Below are 18,760 nucleotides of genomic sequence, written 5' to 3'. Positions count from 1 at the left end.
GTTTAAAAACATTCGCTTTTTTAACCTCATTGAGAGGTCTAAAAAATATAAAAGTAAATAAAACACTTAAATTCGCCTACCAAACACCTACCGCACTAAAAAAAAGCACAAACGCCCCTCTCCCTAAGCACAAGCCATAAAGTGCACCAATAAAGCGCCATTAGTACAAACATGTTCAATCAGTTTTATTTGAAAACACTAACCTGGTGCGCTAAACACTCGCTATCGCTAACAAGGATACAAAAATTTCAAGTTTTATATATGTTGGAATATTAATTGCTAATAACAGCCTATCTAACGATTTACTTTCGCAAGGATAGTTACAGCTGAATGAGTTTAACCTTAGTAAATACAGACGATACTCAGTATCAAGATAATGCAGTTGAAGTGAGTGGAAAAAGCAGCCAGTGGCATGCCTTTCTTGACCTTAAATTGGCATTAACCCAACGAGGTGTAGCCTTAAAGTCTTGTGCACATCAAGGCCCTCTTTATGTACAGAAGCCGTTTTATCCTGAAGGAAAGGATCTCGCCCACCTTTATATACTGCACCCACCCGGTGGTTTAGTGTCTGGCGACACGCTAAATTTTAGCTGCCATCAAGAAGCAAATGCTCACTTGCTTTTAACAACACCTGGCGCAGGGCGAGTTTATCGAGCCAGACAAGATAAAAGCTTACAGTCACAAAACAATCTCTTCCATGTTAGCGAAAATGCCAGCCTAGAATGGTTACCTCAGGAAACCATTCTTTACCCCGAAGCCAATACCAAACTCATGACTCGCGTTGATCTCGCTGCTAACGCTCGCTTTATAGGCTGGGAAGTCACTTGCTTTGGTCTCCCTGCAAGCGATCAAGCCTTTAGCAGCGGGCAAGTCTGTCAAACATTCGAGATTCGTCAACAAGGCCAAATCAAGTTCAGAGAAAAGAACTTAATCAACAAAAATTCATTTCATTTATTAAGCCAACATGCAGGTTTTAATAAACAAAGCGTTAATGCCCTTATGGTGGCAGGCCCTTGTTTGGATAGCGCAATCAAACAACAAAACACAGACGCTTTAGACAAGGTTATTGCTCTATTACAGCAAGATTGTGAGCAGCTAAACCAAATAGAGAGCCATGCCATGGCAAGTGTCAGTTTAACCGGTGACTTTTTATTAATTCGTTACCTTGGCGACTCATCAGAACAAGCTAAGCAACTTTTTCTAAGCTGCTGGCAAAAAATACGCCCTTTGTTATTAAACAGAGATGCCTGCATTCCTCGCATTTGGGCCACTTAATAAGGATAACAAGATGGAATTACTTCCTAGAGAAAAAGATAAATTATTAGTCTTTACTGCAGCTTTACTGGCAGAACGCAGGCTTAACCGAGGTTTAAAACTTAATTATCCAGAAGCCATGGCTTACATCACGATGGAGATCATTGAAGGTGCAAGAGATGGACAAACCGTTGCCCAGCTCATGAGTTTTGGCAAAACTTTATTAACAGCAGAACAAGTGATGGACGGTGTCATTGAGCTTATTCCAGAGGTGCAGGTTGAAGCGACATTCCCGGATGGGACCAAGTTAGTCACTGTACATAACCCCATCAATTAGCGGCGCTGTTAACTGCACATAAAGGAGGACACATGATTCCAGGTGAAATTAAAGTCGGTCAAGACAAGATCATCCTAAATGAAGGCCGTAAGAAAATAAAAATCACAGTACAAAACACAGGCGATAGACCGGTACAAATTGGCTCACACTATCACTTTTATGAAGTTAACCCTGCACTGTCCTTTAATCGCGAGGTGACTAAAGGTTATCGCCTGAATATTGCATCAGGTACAGCAGTCAGGTTTGAGCCAAGCCAAGCCAGAAGTGTAGAGCTAGTTGAATATGCTGGCAGTAAAACTATTTTTGGCTTTCGTGGCGAAATCATGGGACCGCTTGCAGAAAGCCATTCAAACACCTTTGGGAATGAGCAAATAAAAGACTATGCCAGCGACCATGAAGCGAGTATGGATAGAGAAAGTTATGCTCAGATGTTTGGTCCAACCACTGGCGACCAAGTCCGTCTAGCTAATACCGATATCTGGATTCAAGTTGAAAATGATCTAACCACTTATGGAGACGAAGTTAAGTTTGGTGGTGGTAAAGTTATTCGAGATGGCATGGGTCAAAGTCAGGTTACAAGAGAGCATAGTGTTGATCTCGTCATTACCAATGCTTTGATACTAGATTACTGGGGGATAGTAAAAGCTGACGTTGGAGTGAAAGATGGCCGTATTTATAAAGTCGGTAAAGCAGGTAACCCAGATATACAAGACGATGTCACTATCAACATAGGCCCAGGAACAGAAATCATCGCTGGTGAAGGCTCTATTTTAACCGCCGGCGGTATAGATGCACATATTCACTTTATCTGCCCCCAACAAATAGAAGAAGCTCTCACCTCTGGTGTCACCACCATGATAGGTGGCGGTACAGGTCCAGCGACTGGCACCAACGCCACCACAGTAACGCCTGGGGCTTGGAACATGCATAAAATGTTGCAAGCAACCGATAACATGCCGATGAATTTAGGCTTTTTAGGAAAAGGAAACACCAGCCTCCCCGATGCATTAGAAGAACAACTAAAAGCCGGTGCTTGTGGCCTTAAGCTTCATGAAGACTGGGGCACAACACCTGCCTCTATCGATAACTGTTTAACCATTGCCGATAAATATGATGTGCAAGTGGCTATACACACGGACACCTTAAACGAATCAGGCTTTGTTGATTCAACCTTAGGCGCTTTTAAAAATAGAGTCATTCACACTTATCACACAGAAGGAGCTGGTGGTGGTCATGCACCTGATATTATTCAAGCTTGTGCTCATGCCAATGTACTACCTTCTTCGACCAACCCAACACGTCCTTATACACATAATACGGTTGATGAACATTTAGACATGCTGATGGTTTGCCACCACCTTGATTCAAGTATTGCTGAAGATGTTGCCTTTGCAGACTCTCGAATTCGCAAAGAGACCATAGCAGCAGAAGATATTCTGCATGATAGAGGGGCATTCAGCATGATTTCATCCGACTCCCAAGCAATGGGACGAGTGGGTGAAGTTGTTACCAGAACATGGCAAACCGCCCACAAGATGAAACAGCAATTTGGTTTTTTAAAGGAAGACTCAGAACTGGGCGCTGATAACTATAGAGCAAGACGCTATATAGCTAAATACACAATAAACCCAGCGATTACTCATGGTATTGCCCATGAAGTGGGGTCAATCGAAGCTGGAAAACTGGCTGATTTGATATTCTGGAAACCCGCTTTTTTTGGAATAAAACCTTCTCTTATTATCAAGGGAGGCATGATTGCTAATGCACCAATGGGCGACCCGAATGCATCTATCCCGACACCTCAACCTGTGCATTATCGCCCTATGTTTGGTTCATTTGGTAAAGCCAGTGCTAAGACTTCTCTCACCTTTGTCTCACAAGCAGCACTTGATAATGGTATTCAAGAGGAACTGCAATTAGATCGCTCATTAGTTGCTTGTAAAAACACCCGTAACCTTTCCAAAAAAGACATGATATTAAACGATTGGTTGCCAAACATTAGCGTAGATTCACAAACCTATGAAGTAAAAGCAGATACTGAATTGCTTACCTGTGAACCCGCTAAAGAGCTGCCATTGGCTCAACTCTATTGCCTATTTTAAGGAACTAAACATGTTAGAAATTTATCAAAGACTAGGCACTCATTGCCACCAGCCACTTCATACTCAAGTTGAACTAAGCCATGAACAAAGAACAAAAGGACGGTTGAAACTATTTGGCAAAAATGGCGAGGAAGTTCGTATTTTTTTAGAAAGAGGCAAGACCTTAGAAGTCGGTGAATATTTAAAATCCGAATGCGGTAAATACATTCAGGTGCAAGGTATGGTTGAAGAGGTTTGTCATGCAAGATGTGACGACTGGCTTACCTTTAGTAAAGCCTGTTACCACTTAGGTAATCGTCACGTCAAAATAGAAGTTGGTGAGCTGTGGCTACGCATTAGCCCAGACCATGTACTGGAAGAAATGCTGCAAAACCTTGGCCTTAACACAAGCCGAAAGCATGTCATATTTGTACCTGAATCCGGAGCCTATAAAGATGCTCACCACGGACACTAGCTTACTCAGGTTACTGCAATTAAGCAGTGCCAGCCTGCCAGTTGGTGGTTATGCTTTCTCTCAAGGTATGGAGTTCGCAATTGATTTAGGTCTGGTTAAAAACCAAGAGCAAGTACATGACTGGATCAAAACACAATTAGAGCAAAGTGTTAGTCAGCTAGATTTGGCCGTCTTACAACATGCAATGAAAGCGATAAAAACTGAAGACTGGCGCACTCTTTTAGAGCTGAATCAATTATCCCTTGCTTGTCGTGAAAGCAAAGAATTAAGACTCACAGATACGGCTATGGGCGAAGCCTTGGGTCGTTTACTGACTAGCCTTAAGATTGATACTCACTTTAATCGGGGCGATGAAGTCAGCTTTGTCAGCCTATTCGCTATCGCATGTGTCCATTGGCAAATAGATTATCAGCTTGCCGCACTTGGCTTTAGTTGGTCTTGGTTAGAAAACCAAGTTGCTGCCGCCACTAAACTTGTGCCATTAGGACAAACCCAAGCACAAGTCTTACTAGGCCAACTGCAAGCTTATATCCCAGATGCAATCAATCATGCACAGACACTTGCTACACAAGATATCGGGGCAGGCTTACCTATGCTTGCCATTTTAAGCGCTCGACATGAGCGACAATATTCAAGGCTATTTAGATCCTAAATTAGCCAGTTAACACATTTAAAAGGAAAGACTATGTCAGCAACAAACAAACAATGCTTAAGAATTGGCGTGGGTGGTCCGGTAGGTTCAGGAAAAACGGCATTATTAAGGTCTTTATGTAGCGCTCTACGAGAGCATTATGATCTCGCTGTGGTGACCAATGATATTTACACCCAAGAAGATGCTAAATTCCTCACTCATCACGAAGCCCTATCCGCAGATAGAATTATTGGCGTAGAAACTGGCGGTTGTCCTCATACAGCCATTCGAGAAGATGCTTCAATGAATCTAGCAGCCATAGATACCTTAATGGAGCGTCATGGCGAACTTGATCTAGTCTTTGTTGAAAGTGGTGGAGACAACCTCAGTGCGACTTTTAGCCCAGAGCTTTCTGACCTTACTATTTACGTTATCGATGTCTCTGCGGGTGATAAAATCCCACGCAAAGGCGGCCCAGGAATAACCAAGTCTGACTTATTGATTATCAACAAAACAGACTTAGCCCCTTTAGTTGGCGCTTCATTAGAGGTGATGGATACAGATGCGAAAAGAATGCGTGGTGATAAGCCTTTCATTTTTGCCAACTTGAAAAAAGCAGAAGGCTTAGACGATATAATTCAACTCATCATTCAGCTAGGCATGTTAGAATCTAAAACCATTCCCGCTGCCAAGGCTGTGGTCTAATTTAACACTTTATTATGGAGAATCTCCCAATGAGAAAGAGTCACTTTCTTGTGGTTGCTGCGTTAGCCAGCTTAACGTCTGGCGCTTTTGCTCACTCAGGCCATGAGGCTAGCATGCCTTTTATATCTGGCTTCCTACACCCTATGATGGGCTTTGATCATCTAATTGCCATGTTTGCAGTCGGCCTTTGGGGTGCTCGTTTAGGTGGAAAAGCCATTTTTGCCGCGCCTTTTGCCTTTGTTGCAACCATGATTATTGGTTTTAGTTTAGCGATTGCCGGTATGAGCATTCCTTACATTGAACAAGGCATCATAGCGTCTGTTATCTTTTTAGGGTTAGTACTCGCCTTCTCTGCTCGCCTTCCTTTGGTATTTAGCAGTGGTTTAGTTGCTGTATTCGCTTTTTTCCACGGCGCAGCACATGGTATGGAACTTCCTGCTGATGCACATGCAACAGGCTTTGCAATGGGATTTGCCGCCGCATCAATCTTCTTCCACCTAATTGGCGTTGCTTTCAATAAAGCGATTGAGCCACTTAATCAAAAGATTGTTTCTCGCATGACAGGCAGTTTGATTGCTTTATCTGGTGTTTTCCTTGCTATTGGCGCTTAACACTTAAGTAAAACCAGAAAATCCTCCATAAATCCATAATAATGCTAAGTTTATAGGCATTATTATGGATTTTTTTTCGCTAAACTAATGTTCATTATCCTCATGGATAAACTGAAGCACTTATATCGAAACCTGCCCCCTTTTAGGACACTGTATGCATCGCAAAGTTGAAAGCTCTATATTAATTGTTGATGATGTATCTTCGGTTAGACAGTTTCTAAAACAGTCACTGCATCATTTAGGCACCTATGAAATCCACGATGCAGCCGATGCCAAGCAAGCGCTTCGCACTATGACCTATTTAAGGCCTGATATCATTTTTCTCGACATCGACCTACCAGATCAGCAAGGCACCACGCTTATTCCTAAGTTTTTACAGCTTTCTCCTAGCACCAGCATCGTCATGTTTTCTGCTAACAATACGGTAGAGAATATTGTTAAAGCCAAAAAACTCGGTGCAAAAGCCTTTCTAGTAAAACCCTTTACCCTGAATAAAATTGATTTTATTTTGAAAAAATATGGCAGGAAGTAATCCTTATGGCAAGCAAGATTCTTGAGATTTTAGATAAATGCGAAAGACGTCTGAGCAAGAAAGCGAAACGTGCAGATATCGAACTAGACATAAGTGGGCAAAGTGTTTTTAACTTATGTGAAACCACCCAGGGAGATGATTGGCAGAGGCTTTTCATTGCGATTATACAAGTACACTTAGAAAGCTATTCAGTCACTGCTAACAAACTCCATTTTCAGTCAATCACCTCACAACATACACGCCTTAGCATTGAAAATTTATCAGCCGCGATCTGGCAAGGCGAAAACATGGAGAAGCTAACACAAAGCAGCGCAGTTATAGATGCACTTACAATCACAAAATGTGAAACAAGCATCGAGCTAAACTTTAATTTAGATATCCTATCTGAAGTCAAAAACCATAAACTCATACTCTGTGCCGATGACAACCCAGATAATCGCCAAATCATGCAATTATTGTTAGAAAAAATGGGTCATAAGGTATGCACAGCAGAAAATGGTGAGCTTGCATTGCAAGCAACGCTAGAGCAAGAATTTGACTTAATTTTCCTCGATATTCAAATGCCCGTAATGGATGGCATAGAAGCATTAGAACTGATTCGCTCAACCGCCTGCGAAACGCCTATTATCGCTTTTACTGCCCAAGTGTTTGATCATGAAGTGAGTCACTTATTGGATTTAGGCTTTAATGCCTGGCTAGCTAAACCTATCGATAGACATAAATTGGACGAGATTTTAGAGCAATATCTTGATAGTCAAAGTCCTCAGGAAAGCATTGAGATAGACTCAGCTGAACTAGATGCATTAACTCATACCTATCAACAAAGTCTGCCGCAATATATCGACGATATTAATACCGCGTTAGAGGCACAGAATTCCTCTGAGTTAGCCCGTCTAGCCCATGCACTAAAAGGTAGTGGAGGCAACTTTGGTTTCCACGATATTACCCAAACCGCAGGGCAATTAGAGCAAGCCTGCTACGCTACTCCTGACATAATCCCCACAGAACTGACAGAGACATTAACTGCACTGTTAAAAAAGTACAAAAAATGATCAAAAGTTTCTTAAAATACTGAATATAACGTCATTTTCTCTGCAAATGCTCAAAAACTAAGCACTATCCTCTAGATAGATGTTGCTTATTAGAGGTTGTTTTTGAAATAATCGCCGTCCTGCACATTAAGCCCCCCATAAAGGGTGCTAAAAACAGCGTGTCATGTGGGAATGTCACACCTTGATTTTAGCTTTAGCTGATTTGCTGCAACCTTAAAAACTCATATATAAAAATGAGATAACTGATAATAAGTTGAGATAACTATGCAAGAAAAACAATCTATACACGGCACATGGGCGAGCCGTTGGATCTTTATTTTAGCAGCAACAGGTTCTGCTGTTGGCCTAGGTAATATCTGGAAATTCCCTTACATCACAGGTGAGAATGGCGGTGGCGCATTCGTACTTATGTACCTAGTATGTATTCTTCTGGTGGGCGTGCCTATCATGATGGCAGAAGTTTTTATTGGCCGACGCGCTCGTAAAAGCCCAATCAATGCAATCACTGAACTAGCACAAGAAGCTAACAAGTCTACCAAGTGGTCTATTCTTGGCTTAATGGGTATGCTAGCGGGTGTTATGATTTTCTCCTTCTACTCTGTTGTAGCAGGTTGGGTTCTTCATTATATCGCCCTTATGGGAAGTGGTGAGTTTGTTGGTGCAAGCTCTGATAAAGCCGGTGAAATCTTTAACGGTTTACTAGGCGATCCAAAAACCATGCTACTTTGGCACACAGTGTTTGCCATTATGACAGTTGTGGTTGTAATTGGTGGTGTAAATAAAGGTCTAGAACGTGCAACACGTATCTTAATGCCTGCATTGTTTGTACTACTTGTTATCTTGCTTGGCTACTCAGCAACGACGGACGGTTTCGCTGAAGGTTTTGACTTCATGTTCCATTTTGACGCGAGCGAGTTGTCTTGGGATGCTGTTCTGATTGCCCTTGGTCACTCTTTCTTCACCTTATCGCTAGGTATGGGTACCATCATGGCATACGGTGCGTACATGCCGAAAAAAGCCTCTATTGGTAGTACTGTTATTACCATAGCTGTACTTGATACTGTTGTTGCTTTGATTGCGGGTCTAGCTATCTTCCCAATCATCTTCGCTAACAATATGGATCCAGGCGCAGGCCCAGGTTTGATGTTTGTAAGCTTACCAGTTGCCTTCGGACAAATGCCTGGTGGCCAAATATTTGGTTTCATGTTCTTCTTGTTAGTGGGTGTAGCGGCATGGACATCAGCTATCTCTCTACTAGAGCCAACAGTTGCTTACCTAGTTGAAAAACTAAAATGGTCTCGTGTTAAAGCATCAATTATTCTTGGTGTAATCGTGTGGGCAATTGGTATTTCTTGCCTACTAGCCTTTAACGAATGGTCTGAGTTCAAACTGTTTGGTAAGAACATGTTTGACCTACTTGATTATGCAACTGCTAATATCATGTTACCGCTAGGTGGTATCTTAACTGCTCTATTTGCAGGTTGGGTTGTTTCTAAGAAAGTCAGCCTTGAAGAAACAGCAATCTCTGAAAACCTTCATACAGTATGGATGTTTACAGTACGCTTCGTAGCGCCAATTGCAGTAAGTATCGTATTTGTTTTAAACCTTAAATAAATACCTGATACACATATTAAAGCCCCAAGCTTGTAAAAGCTTGGGGCTTTTTTGTTTCTAAAAAATGCCCATGTCTATAGTATAAATACAGGATCATTTCATGGCATAGCTTTCATAGCTTTGTATTAACACATCCACTAAACCATTTAAAAATCTGAAGCCTTCGTGCTTGGTTTCTTGCTCTGTTCGTTTTAATTCCATTATCACTTACTCCTGCCGATGCCTGTAATAATTAATACTAGTAGACAAAATGCTATATGGATAATGGATTTTTTTAATCGGCCTAATAGCCTGATTAGCTTACAAAATTAGTATAAAGCTCAAGTTAAATTAGCAGGAATGATTAAATGTTATTTACATTTTATCCGCATTTGAATAAATTTAGTTACGACTATAATATTTTGATATCTAATCATTAGTATTGAATGCTTTTATTAGTTCTAAAACCTATTGCACCGTTCGCACAAAACCCTATAATCCGCGAACTATTTTTAACACTCATCTTAAGCTGTATAGAAAGTAATTATGCCTGATTCACAACAATTACATGATGTGCTTATTAACTTACGCCGAGTAATAAGAGCAACTGATTTACAATCCAAGCGGGTTGTTAAAAAGTGCGGCCTAACCATACCTCAAATTATGGTATTGAGTGCTATTCATGAATTAGGAGATGTAACAGTAAAACGCATCTCCGATAATGTCTCATTAAGCCAAGCGACTGTGACAACCATCCTTAATCGCTTAGAAGACAGGGTGTTAGTGGAGCGTGTTAGAGCACAAAAAGATAAACGTATCGTCAATGCGCGCCTAACAGAAGAAGGTCGCTGCATGTTAGACAATGCACCACCACTTCTAAATGAAAAATTTATAGACCGCTTTGAAGACTTAGAAAGTTGGGAAAAAAACCAAATTCTTTCTACCTTACAAAGAATTGCCAGTATGATGGATGCGGAAAATATCGACACAGCTCCACTGAGTGAAGTTTCAAGCGATACTTTTTAATAGCATCTCTCCTTTCTAGACTCAACAAAAAAGCCCTTATTTTTAAGGGCTTTTTTTTATTTGATCAAAACTTACCCAATCACGACTAACCTTTAACAAACAACGTCTTGCCCGTTTACTGAATTAATTTGCGCACTAATAATTAGAGATGTAAACTATTCAATGTTTTGAACACTAATCATCTCCTTAAATAGAACAATTAAACAAAAAGGTACCCCTCTATGCATAAACAAACTTTTGTCGCTGGAGCTATGGTCTTATTAAGTTCTGCAAGTTTTGCTGCCGATTCATGTGGTGCGATCTCTATCGCTGATATGAACTGGAACTCAGCCTCTTTGATGGCGAATATTGATAAATACATCCTCGAAGAGGGTTTTGGTTGCGAGATCGAGCTTATCCCTGGCGATACTATGCCGACAGGGGCTTCCATGATTGAAAAAGGCGAGCCTGATGTAGCACCAGAAATGTGGAGTAACGCGATGCGTGATGCCCTACAAAAAGGTGTTGATGATAAGCGTTTACGTTTTGCAGGTAACTCATTATCAGACGGTGGTGAAGAAGGTTTCTGGGTACCTAAGTATCTAGTAGAAATGGACAGCTCATTAGCAACCATTGAAGGTGTGTTGAAAAATCCTCAACTATTCAAACACCCTGAAGACGATAGCCTAGGAGCTCTATATAGCTGCCCTGCTGGCTGGAACTGCCAAATTTCAACTAACAACCTTTATGTTGCCTTAGGCATGGAAGAAGCAGGATTTGATATTATTGATCCAGGCTCTTCTGCTGGTTTATCAGGTTCGATTGCTCGTGCCTATGAGCGTGGTCAAGGTTGGTTAGGTTACTACTGGGCACCAACAGCCGTACTGGGTAAATATGAAATGGTTAAAGTTGACTTTGGTTCAGGCATCGATGAAGAGCACTTCACAACATGTTTGACACAAGAAGACTGTCTTGATCCTCGTCCAAGCATGTGGCCACCAGCACCTGTTAAGACAATGACAACAGAAGACTTCGCTAACCGTGAACCTGCTGCTTATGATTACTTCACTAAACGTTCATTTACCAACAATAAAATGAATATATTGTTAGCTTGGATGGAATACAACCAAGCAGATGGTGAGATCGCAGCTGAGTACTTCCTTAAAAACAATGAAGAAATGTGGACTACATGGGTATCTGCCGATGTAGCTAACAAGATTAAAGCTTCATTAAACTAATCTTCCATACGCAAGTCCCCCCTATCTAACTTGGTTAGGTAGGGGTTTATAAATAGATTTTTTTGCAACAAGATAAACGAGGCGACATTCACTATGTCAGATACTTCTTGGTTAAGTAAGTTTCCACAACTAGAACGTGGCGATCTGATTGCCATCCGTAAAACTCTCGATGGTGCTTATAGGGAATTCTCTCGCAACTACGGCGACACGATTGAAAGCCTTTTCGACCCTTTACTTACATTTTTAATTTGGTTCGAAAAGCTTCTCATTGCGTCACCTTGGTGGCTTACCATAGGCGTAATCCTTGCGATCGTATATGGCGCTAGTCGCTCTTGGAAACTTTGCACAGGTGTTCTTGCATCTCTATTAGCCATTGGCGTATTAGGCATGTGGGACGACACTATGCGAACACTCAGTATTATTACTGTCTGTACCCTACTCTCCATTGGTATAGGCATACCAACAGGCATACTCATGTCTCGTTCTAACAAAGTGCAGGCTATTGTGACGCCCATACTCGACGTCATGCAAACGATGCCAGCATTCGTTTACCTCATTCCTGTCGTTATGCTATTAGGTATAGGTAAAATACCAGGCGTTATCGCGGTAATCATATATGCGGTACCACCTGTTATTCGACTTACAAACTTAGGCATACGCTTAGTTAATAAAGAAACCCTTGAAGCGGCGACTGCATTTGGTGCTACAGCTAAACAAAGACTCTTTGGTATTCAGCTTCCTCTTGCGATGCCAACTATTATGGCTGGTATCAACCAAACCATTATGATGGCACTTGCCATGGTTGTTGTTGCTTCTATGATAGGTGTTAAAGGCCTTGGGCAACCGGTTCTAAAATCTATCACTAACCAATACTTCACCCTAGGTTTATTCAATGGTTTAGCCATTGTCGCATTGGCAATCATATTTGACCGAGTATCCCAGACTTATGCAAAACGCACTCAAAAACACCTAGGAGGCATGAACAATGACTGATTTAAATAAGGCCTCAACAGAAGACAACGAAACTCTGATCGAAATTAGTGGTTTGTATCAAGTATTTGGCAACAAAGCTAAGTCTGTATTGCCTATGGTTAAAGCAGGCAAAAGTAAAGATGAAGTGCTTGCTGAAACAGGCCATACGGTCGGCCTAAGAGATATTAATTTAGATGTAAAACGTGGTGAGATTTTCGTAATTATGGGCCTATCTGGCTCGGGTAAATCGACCATGATACGACACTTCAACCGCTTAATTGACCCGACAGAAGGGCAAATTAAAGTTGAAGGTGAAGACATCATGAAGCTTTCGGATGATGAATTGATTCAATTTCGTCGTCACAAAATGTCTATGGTATTCCAACACTTTGGCCTAATGCCACACCGCACTGTACTTGATAATGTTGCGTATGGTTTGGCCATTCAGAACGTTGATAAAACAGAGCGTTTAGCAAGTGCAAGCCAGTGGTTAGAAACCGTAGGTTTAGCCGGCTATGGTGATCAATACCCAGCGCAACTATCAGGTGGTCAGCAACAGAGGGTTGGCCTTGCCAGAGCTTTATGTACTAATGCTGAAATCCTCTTGATGGATGAAGCTTTCTCGGCGCTTGATCCCCTGATCCGTAGCGAAATGCAGGATCAATTGATTGAGCTACAAGCGAAACTGAAAAAGACGATCATCTTTATCACCCATGATTTAGATGAAGCGTTACGAATTGGTGATCGTATTGCCATCTTAAAAGACGGTATTCTTTCACAAGTCGGCAAGCCTGTTGATATATTACTAAATCCAGCTGATGACTATGTTGAGGCTTTTGTTAAAGACGTTAACCGTGCTCGCGCTTTAAGTACGCAAACTCTGATGCAAAATGTTAACAATACACTAGAGTCTCAAAGTGTTGAGTCTGCAATCAACTCATTAAACGCAAGCCAGCAAGAGTACGGCTTTGTTAGTAATAATGATGGCTATCAAGGTGTCGTTACTCGCTCTCAACTAGAGCAAGCAGCGGCCAATGATAACAATACAGATATTTGCTGTGACGAACTCTTAATCAAAGTGCCAAGTGTATCGCCAACACAATCCTTGCAATCCGCTATTCCTGAAGCATTGAGTCATAATTTTGCGCTACCTGTTACTTGTAAAGACGGTAAGCTAGTTGGCACGATTCCAAGATCAGAAATTGCTCAAGTGCTAGAATCCTAATCTAGTCATAGCCAGTTTGGGTTAGCATGGTGCTAACTCAAGCTTGGTTAAACCAATTTATTCTCTCAAATATCACCCTTTTCTTAAGAACTGAATACTAATTCTTCATCTCCTAAATATTTCGCTTATAATAACCTAATTGAAACACGAAGTTAGCTCTCAAACCTATCTACCTAGGCAAGTCTACTCGAGGGGAAGTTATGGATAATCCAGCATTAGAACCAAGACATAATTGGCGAGTTTTACTTCAATTAAGAGCCATTGCCATAATGGGACAAGCCGCTTGCGTCCTTGTCATCTTTCTATATTTTGATAGTGTCGAACATACTGCTCTCATGGCAGCTGTGATTGCTGTCTATGCTTTAATCAATGGCATACTTTGGGTTCAACTACGTAACCCTGAATTACCCGGAAACAAGTCATACTTGTTTCAAATTCTATTAGATATTGTTGAGCTCAGTGCCATCTTTTATTTAAGCGGTGGTAGTGATAACCCCTTTATCTTTTACTTCCTTGTCCCTTTAAGCATTGCCGCTGTCGTTTTACCTTTAAGCTATGTTGCTTGCGTGGCGATTAGTGCCATTATTGCCTTTAGCTTTTTAAGCCTTTATAACCTTCCACTACCTGAGTTTACTGAAGAAAGCCAAAAATTAAACCTGAATCACTTTGCGCTTTGGTTTAACTTTGTTATGTGTAGCATCTTCATTGCAGGCTTTATAACCCATATTGTTGGCTATATGAAACGTCAGCAAGATTGGCTATCCGACAGCCGTGAACACCTACTACAAGACGAGCAAATATTAGCTATTGCAACTCATGCCGCGGGGACGGCTCATGAGTTAGGTACGCCATTAAATAGTATGAAGCTCATCATCGAAGAATTGATTGTTGATATCAAAGACAACGAAACAGCTCATCAAGATGTTCTACAATTAAAGAACCAACTAGATAACTGTACAAAAATTCTTCGAAACTTATCAGAAGAAGCGAGAATTAATGAGCACTGGCATAACGACATTACTGTTGCGACTCATTACATGGAGAAAATTTTAGATAAATGGCGCATTTTAAGACCCGATGTCAGCCTTGATTATCAGGTTAAATCAGGTGAGTCACCTTATATCCGGGTTGATCCGACATTGGACCAAGCATTTTTGAATTTATTAAATAATGCCGCCGATGCAAACCCAAATTCGATTGAAATTAAAGCTAAGTGGAATCTTGAAGAGTTTATTCTCATTATCAAAGATCATGGCGCAGGGATTTCTAATCAAGTTTTAGAGCGTCTGGGACAGCAGCTTACAACAACGAAAGATGGCATGGGCATAGGTTTTTTCCTTTCCAATGCCTCGGTTGCAAGACGCGGCGGCACTGTCGCGCTTTACCCCGTCGATGAAGGCGGTACTTTAACCCGTATAACAATACCTTTTGCTGAAAAGCCATAGGACTGTTTGGATAACGAATTAATAAGATGAATACAAACCTGCTAATCATTGACGATGACGAAGTACTTACTTCTACATTAAAGCGCGCCATGGAAAGACGCGGACTAGAGGTATCAACAGCAATGAATGGTGAAGAAGCTTGCCTTGCTTTAAAAGAGAAAGCCTTCACCTATGCCACCTTAGACTTGAAACTAGAACAAGAATCTGGCCTTGCCATTTTAACCAAACTACTTGAGATACAGGCTGATTTAAAAGTCGTGGTTTTAACAGGTTATGCCAGTATTCCCACAACGGTCGAAGCAATCAAACGAGGCGCTCAAGACTATTTATGTAAACCCGCTTCAGGAGATGATATTTATGGGGCTCTGCTTGGTAATAATACGGAAGAGGTCAGCATAGCCAGTAAACCTTTATCCGTTGATCGTCTTGAGTGGGAGCATATCCACCGTGTCATGGCTGAAAACAATGGCAATATTTCAGCAACAGCCAGAGCTCTAGGAATGCATAGACGCACATTACAACGGAAACTCCAGAAACATCCAGCAACACACTAAATGAATTTAAATCCCACATAAACTTTAAGGAAGCTATGGTGAGGATCTAGTTCGAAAACGTAAGAGAGAAACAATGGCGAAAGCACAAGTTCCGTTACAGAAACTAGTATTAGTTAGCGTCTCTCTTTTATCTTGTCTGCCCGCTTTAGCACTATTTATTTGGTTTATTGTGAGAGCAAAAGCGCTAGATTTTGAGCATACCTTTCTGACGATCGATTTTGCTTTTATTGCCATGCTTATAGCGTTCAATATTCTCATTGCCAAAAAGCTTGCATTTACTTTAGATCGTTCAGTCCAACCTTTTGTTGAAGTTGCAAAAAACATACATCAATCTAAGGATAAAATTCCTTTAGAGACGTTGCGCACTAAAGAGTTTTATCAACTTGCGATTGCGTTTAACTCTTTATCAGATCAGGTAGAACAGCAGAAACGTCAACTCAAAAAACAACAAGAACACGATAAAACCCTGTTACTTCAAAGGGTCGCAGACAATTTACCTGGCATGATCTTTCAGTCAAAGCTAACCTCATCAGGCTCTATTCTTACTTACTTTTTAAGCTATGGCTTAGAGCATATCTACGCCAATGCAGAAAAAACTCAAGAGCAAAGAGTGCATGAATTAATCGACTCATTCAACGTCACAACATTTCCAGAATTACTTAAGGTCATGCGTAAATCAGCTCACTCGATGCAGCCTTACCACTTTGATATTGAAGCAACTAATCTTGTAAGCGAAACCTATTGGTTATCCATTTCAGGTCAACCGTCTATTAAGAAAGGGGAAGTTCACTGGGATGGCGTAGCGCTTGATATCACAGAACGTAAAAACTATGAGACTAAAATGTGGCAACAAGCTCATATTGATGCCGTTACTCAACTAAATAATCGCTCATCCTTTAATGAACACCTTAAAACGCTTTGCAAACAAGAGTCCCTACGCCCTTTCTCATTACTCTTTTTTGATTTAGATGGCTTTAAAAATATCAATGACAAACATGGTCACCATATTGGAGATCAGGTTCTTATCACATTTTCACAACAGCTTAACCAAGCGTTTGCAAAATTAGAATCAAGCTTTTTAGCTAGGGTAGGTGGCGATGAATTCTGTGTCATTGCGACAAGTAAGTCAGACTTAATAAAACAAACCGATAACCTACTCGAAAACTTATCTCTGCCAGTCGATATCAATGGTATTCAGGTCTATATTAAAGTGAGTGTTGGTATGGCTAACTGGCCTGAAAGCGGGCACAGCGCTGAAGCAATTCTGCATAAAGCGGACATTGCCATGTATGCAAGCAAACAAGTTGGCGGGCATCAACTACGCCAGTAAGCAATGACATTTGGATGACTCATGTCAATCTGATAAACTTGCGCCAAATTTACGACGATGAAGGTTTTCGACCTGTTTTTCTCCGAAAATATTGAATTTTTAGATGAAGCAGACTAAAAACTGAACTAAAATCATCGCCCTTCCCTCCTAACTCAATCAGGATTCTGACTAAATGTCTAAATCGAATATTAAGAACGATTTATTATCGGGTCTTACGGTTGCACTTGCGCTAGTCCCAGAGGCTGTTGCATTTGCGTTTGTTGCCGGTGTTGCTCCACTTGTTGGTCTATACGCTGCAGCTATTGTTGGTTTTATTACGGCTGCATTTGGAGGTCGTCCAGGTATGATCTCTGGTGCAACAGGCGCACTAGCCGTTGTCATGGTAGCCTTAGTTGCAAATCATGGGGTTGAATACTTGTTCGCGACCGTTGTCCTAATGGGGATAATTCAAGTACTTGCTGGGGTATTACACTTAGGTAAATTCATTCGAATCGTACCTTACCCTGTTATGCTAGGCTTCGTTAACGGCCTTGCAATTGTGATTTTCTTAGCGCAACTAGGCCAGTTTAAAGTGCCAGATGCTGAAGGCGCGCTAGTATGGATGCAAGGGCCAGAGCTTTATATCATGCTAGGATTAGTCGCATTAACGATGGCGATTATTCACTTCCTGCCTAAGTTCACGACAGCGATTCCTTCATCATTAGCCGCAATTGTATTTGTTACCTTCCTATCAACTTTCTTGAACTTAGAAGCAAGAACCGTGGTTGATTTTGTGGCAACAATGACAGGTGATATCAACGCATCTATTGCAGGTGGGCTACCAAGCTTCTCTATCCCTATGGTGCCTTTCAACCTTGAAACCTTGGCTATCATAGCACCTTACGCCTTTATTTTAGCGGCAATTGGCTTGATTGAGTCTCTATTAACATTACGTCTAATTGATGAAATGACTGAAACTCGTGGCCGTGGTAATAAAGAATGTATTGCCCAAGGTTCTGCAAACATAGTGACAGGTTTCTTTGGCGGGATGGGCGGTTGCGCCATGATAGGCCAGAGTATGATTAACATTAACTCAGGCGGACGAGGCCGATTATCGGGTATCAGTGCCGCTGTTGGCTTGATGTTATTTATCTTATTTGGTGCCTTCTTAATCGAACAAATTCCGCTAGCGGCGCTTGTTGGTGTTATGTTCATGGTGGTTATCGGTACGTTTGAATGGTCTAGCTTTAGAATCATTAAAAAGATTCCAAAACAAGATGCTTTCATCATTGTGCTTGTATCTGCTGTGACTGTCTTTACCGACCTTGCCATTGCAGTTTTTGTTGGTGTAATCGTGGCAGCCCTTGTATTTGCATGGGAACACGCTAAGCATATTCAAACCAAATCTTACCTTGATGAGAATGGCTGGAAGGTTTACGAGTTAGATGGTCCATTATTCTTTGGTTCAGTTAGCAACTTCATGGAGCTATTTGACCCTAAGAGTGATCCTGACGATGTCGTAGTTGAGTTTTTACACTCTCGTGTTGCAGACCACTCTGGCTTAGAAGCCATTGATGCCTTAGCAGATAGATATGAAAAAGCAGGTAAACGCTTGCATATCAGACACCTAAGTCGTGATTGTCAGCTACTACTTAAAAAAGCAGGTAACCTAGTAGAGGTTAACTATATAGAAGACCCAAGCTATGCAGTTGCTTCAGACAAACTAGGCTAATCACCACAA

Annotated in this window: 18 protein-coding genes; all 18 read left to right on the top strand. The window is 41.3% G+C overall.

Going from position 1 to position 18,760, the window contains the following annotated elements; translation table 11 throughout:
- Positions 1 to 330: 330 nt before the first annotated feature.
- The 18 genes from Q0A08_RS19065 (at position 331) to Q0A08_RS18980 (ending at position 18,751) form a co-directional block, all read left to right on the top strand.
- Positions 331 to 1,275, top strand: a complete 945-nt coding sequence (locus tag Q0A08_RS19065) for an urease accessory protein UreD (protein WP_438463047.1) — start codon at positions 331 to 333, stop codon at positions 1,273 to 1,275.
- A 13-nt stretch (positions 1,276 to 1,288) separates the two neighbouring features.
- Positions 1,289 to 1,591, top strand: coding sequence for an urease subunit gamma (locus tag Q0A08_RS19060; protein WP_046017634.1), 303 nt, complete (start codon positions 1,289 to 1,291; stop codon positions 1,589 to 1,591).
- Between the two features lie 32 nt (positions 1,592 to 1,623).
- Positions 1,624 to 3,693, top strand: a complete 2,070-nt coding sequence (gene ureC / locus Q0A08_RS19055; RefSeq protein ID WP_438463046.1) for an urease subunit alpha — start codon at positions 1,624 to 1,626, stop codon at positions 3,691 to 3,693.
- Positions 3,694 to 3,703: 10 nt separating this feature from the next.
- Positions 3,704 to 4,147 (top strand): urease accessory protein UreE, encoded by a 444-nt coding sequence (ureE, locus tag Q0A08_RS19050; RefSeq protein ID WP_438463045.1) that lies wholly within the window; start codon positions 3,704 to 3,706, stop codon positions 4,145 to 4,147.
- A complete protein-coding gene (locus Q0A08_RS19045) occupies positions 4,128 to 4,799 on the top strand; it encodes an urease accessory protein UreF (protein ID WP_438463044.1) in 672 nt (223 codons plus the stop codon). Before ureE ends, Q0A08_RS19045 begins: the two co-directional genes overlap by 20 nt.
- Positions 4,800 to 4,832: 33 nt before the next feature.
- Positions 4,833 to 5,483, top strand: a complete 651-nt coding sequence (gene ureG / locus Q0A08_RS19040) for an urease accessory protein UreG (RefSeq protein ID WP_438463043.1) — start codon at positions 4,833 to 4,835, stop codon at positions 5,481 to 5,483.
- A 29-nt stretch (positions 5,484 to 5,512) separates the two neighbouring features.
- Positions 5,513 to 6,094 (top strand): HupE/UreJ family protein, encoded by a 582-nt coding sequence (locus Q0A08_RS19035; RefSeq protein ID WP_438463042.1) that lies wholly within the window; start codon positions 5,513 to 5,515, stop codon positions 6,092 to 6,094.
- A gap of 154 nt (positions 6,095 to 6,248) precedes the next feature.
- Entirely contained in the window at positions 6,249 to 6,626 is a 378-nt protein-coding gene (locus Q0A08_RS19030; protein WP_438463041.1) for a response regulator, read from the top strand.
- 5 nt (positions 6,627 to 6,631) lie between these two features.
- On the top strand, positions 6,632 to 7,678 hold the full coding sequence (locus tag Q0A08_RS19025; RefSeq protein WP_438463040.1) for an Hpt domain-containing response regulator: 1,047 nt from the start codon (positions 6,632 to 6,634) through the stop codon (positions 7,676 to 7,678).
- 264 nt (positions 7,679 to 7,942) lie between these two features.
- The gene (locus tag Q0A08_RS19020) at positions 7,943 to 9,292 is read left to right on the top strand and encodes a sodium-dependent transporter (RefSeq protein WP_438463039.1); all 1,350 of its coding nucleotides are present in this window, start codon (positions 7,943 to 7,945) and stop codon (positions 9,290 to 9,292) included.
- A 525-nt stretch (positions 9,293 to 9,817) separates the two neighbouring features.
- Entirely contained in the window at positions 9,818 to 10,297 is a 480-nt protein-coding gene (locus Q0A08_RS19015; protein WP_046017642.1) for a MarR family winged helix-turn-helix transcriptional regulator, read from the top strand.
- Between the two features lie 221 nt (positions 10,298 to 10,518).
- On the top strand, positions 10,519 to 11,514 hold the full coding sequence (locus Q0A08_RS19010) for an ABC transporter substrate-binding protein (RefSeq protein WP_438463038.1): 996 nt from the start codon (positions 10,519 to 10,521) through the stop codon (positions 11,512 to 11,514).
- Positions 11,515 to 11,607: 93 nt separating this feature from the next.
- Positions 11,608 to 12,507 carry an ABC transporter permease gene (locus Q0A08_RS19005; protein ID WP_438463037.1) on the top strand — a complete coding sequence of 300 codons (900 nt, stop codon included), beginning with the start codon at positions 11,608 to 11,610 and terminating at the stop codon, positions 12,505 to 12,507.
- The gene (locus tag Q0A08_RS19000; RefSeq protein ID WP_438463036.1) at positions 12,500 to 13,711 is read left to right on the top strand and encodes a quaternary amine ABC transporter ATP-binding protein; all 1,212 of its coding nucleotides are present in this window, start codon (positions 12,500 to 12,502) and stop codon (positions 13,709 to 13,711) included. Before Q0A08_RS19005 ends, Q0A08_RS19000 begins: the two co-directional genes overlap by 8 nt.
- Before the next feature lie 200 nt (positions 13,712 to 13,911).
- Complete coding sequence (locus Q0A08_RS18995; protein WP_438463035.1) at positions 13,912 to 15,156, top strand: ATP-binding protein; 1,245 nt, start codon at positions 13,912 to 13,914, stop codon at positions 15,154 to 15,156.
- Between the two features lie 26 nt (positions 15,157 to 15,182).
- A complete protein-coding gene (locus Q0A08_RS18990) occupies positions 15,183 to 15,710 on the top strand; it encodes a response regulator transcription factor (RefSeq protein ID WP_438463034.1) in 528 nt (175 codons plus the stop codon).
- A 73-nt stretch (positions 15,711 to 15,783) separates the two neighbouring features.
- Positions 15,784 to 17,040, top strand: coding sequence for a GGDEF domain-containing protein (locus Q0A08_RS18985; RefSeq protein WP_438463033.1), 1,257 nt, complete (start codon positions 15,784 to 15,786; stop codon positions 17,038 to 17,040).
- A 172-nt stretch (positions 17,041 to 17,212) separates the two neighbouring features.
- Positions 17,213 to 18,751: a SulP family inorganic anion transporter gene (locus Q0A08_RS18980; protein WP_438463032.1), complete on the top strand. Its 1,539-nt coding sequence runs from the start codon at positions 17,213 to 17,215 to the stop codon at positions 18,749 to 18,751.
- Positions 18,752 to 18,760: the final 9 nt, after the last annotated feature.

The organism is Marinomonas sp. PE14-40 (genome assembly GCF_051623805.1).
In the GTDB taxonomy this organism is placed as follows: domain Bacteria; phylum Pseudomonadota; class Gammaproteobacteria; order Pseudomonadales; family Marinomonadaceae; genus Marinomonas.
The sequence above is the reverse complement of the archived record's forward strand: the minus strand, read 5'-3'. Positions and strand labels throughout refer to the sequence as shown.

What these genes read in the sequence shown, in the direction of transcription:
- Q0A08_RS19065 (WP_438463047.1), top strand. Translation starts at nt 331, where the DNA reads ATGAGTTTAACCTTAGTAAATACAGACGATACTCAGTATCAAGATAAT.
- Q0A08_RS19035 (WP_438463042.1), top strand. Translation starts at nt 5,513, where the DNA reads ATGAGAAAGAGTCACTTTCTTGTGGTTGCTGCGTTAGCCAGCTTAACG.
- Q0A08_RS19015 (WP_046017642.1), top strand. Translation starts at nt 9,818, where the DNA reads ATGCCTGATTCACAACAATTACATGATGTGCTTATTAACTTACGCCGA.
- Q0A08_RS18990 (WP_438463034.1), top strand. Translation starts at nt 15,183, where the DNA reads ATGAATACAAACCTGCTAATCATTGACGATGACGAAGTACTTACTTCT.
- Q0A08_RS19025 (WP_438463040.1), top strand. Translation starts at nt 6,632, where the DNA reads ATGGCAAGCAAGATTCTTGAGATTTTAGATAAATGCGAAAGACGTCTG.
- Q0A08_RS18995 (WP_438463035.1), top strand. Translation starts at nt 13,912, where the DNA reads ATGGATAATCCAGCATTAGAACCAAGACATAATTGGCGAGTTTTACTT.
- Q0A08_RS19005 (WP_438463037.1), top strand. Translation starts at nt 11,608, where the DNA reads ATGTCAGATACTTCTTGGTTAAGTAAGTTTCCACAACTAGAACGTGGC.
- Q0A08_RS19010 (WP_438463038.1), top strand. Translation starts at nt 10,519, where the DNA reads ATGCATAAACAAACTTTTGTCGCTGGAGCTATGGTCTTATTAAGTTCT.
- ureC (WP_438463046.1), top strand. Translation starts at nt 1,624, where the DNA reads ATGATTCCAGGTGAAATTAAAGTCGGTCAAGACAAGATCATCCTAAAT.
- Q0A08_RS18985 (WP_438463033.1), top strand. Translation starts at nt 15,784, where the DNA reads ATGGCGAAAGCACAAGTTCCGTTACAGAAACTAGTATTAGTTAGCGTC.
- Q0A08_RS18980 (WP_438463032.1), top strand. Translation starts at nt 17,213, where the DNA reads ATGTCTAAATCGAATATTAAGAACGATTTATTATCGGGTCTTACGGTT.
- Q0A08_RS19060 (WP_046017634.1), top strand. Translation starts at nt 1,289, where the DNA reads ATGGAATTACTTCCTAGAGAAAAAGATAAATTATTAGTCTTTACTGCA.
- Q0A08_RS19000 (WP_438463036.1), top strand. Translation starts at nt 12,500, where the DNA reads ATGACTGATTTAAATAAGGCCTCAACAGAAGACAACGAAACTCTGATC.
- ureG (WP_438463043.1), top strand. Translation starts at nt 4,833, where the DNA reads ATGTCAGCAACAAACAAACAATGCTTAAGAATTGGCGTGGGTGGTCCG.
- Q0A08_RS19020 (WP_438463039.1), top strand. Translation starts at nt 7,943, where the DNA reads ATGCAAGAAAAACAATCTATACACGGCACATGGGCGAGCCGTTGGATC.
- Q0A08_RS19045 (WP_438463044.1), top strand. Translation starts at nt 4,128, where the DNA reads ATGCTCACCACGGACACTAGCTTACTCAGGTTACTGCAATTAAGCAGT.
- ureE (WP_438463045.1), top strand. Translation starts at nt 3,704, where the DNA reads ATGTTAGAAATTTATCAAAGACTAGGCACTCATTGCCACCAGCCACTT.
- Q0A08_RS19030 (WP_438463041.1), top strand. Translation starts at nt 6,249, where the DNA reads ATGCATCGCAAAGTTGAAAGCTCTATATTAATTGTTGATGATGTATCT.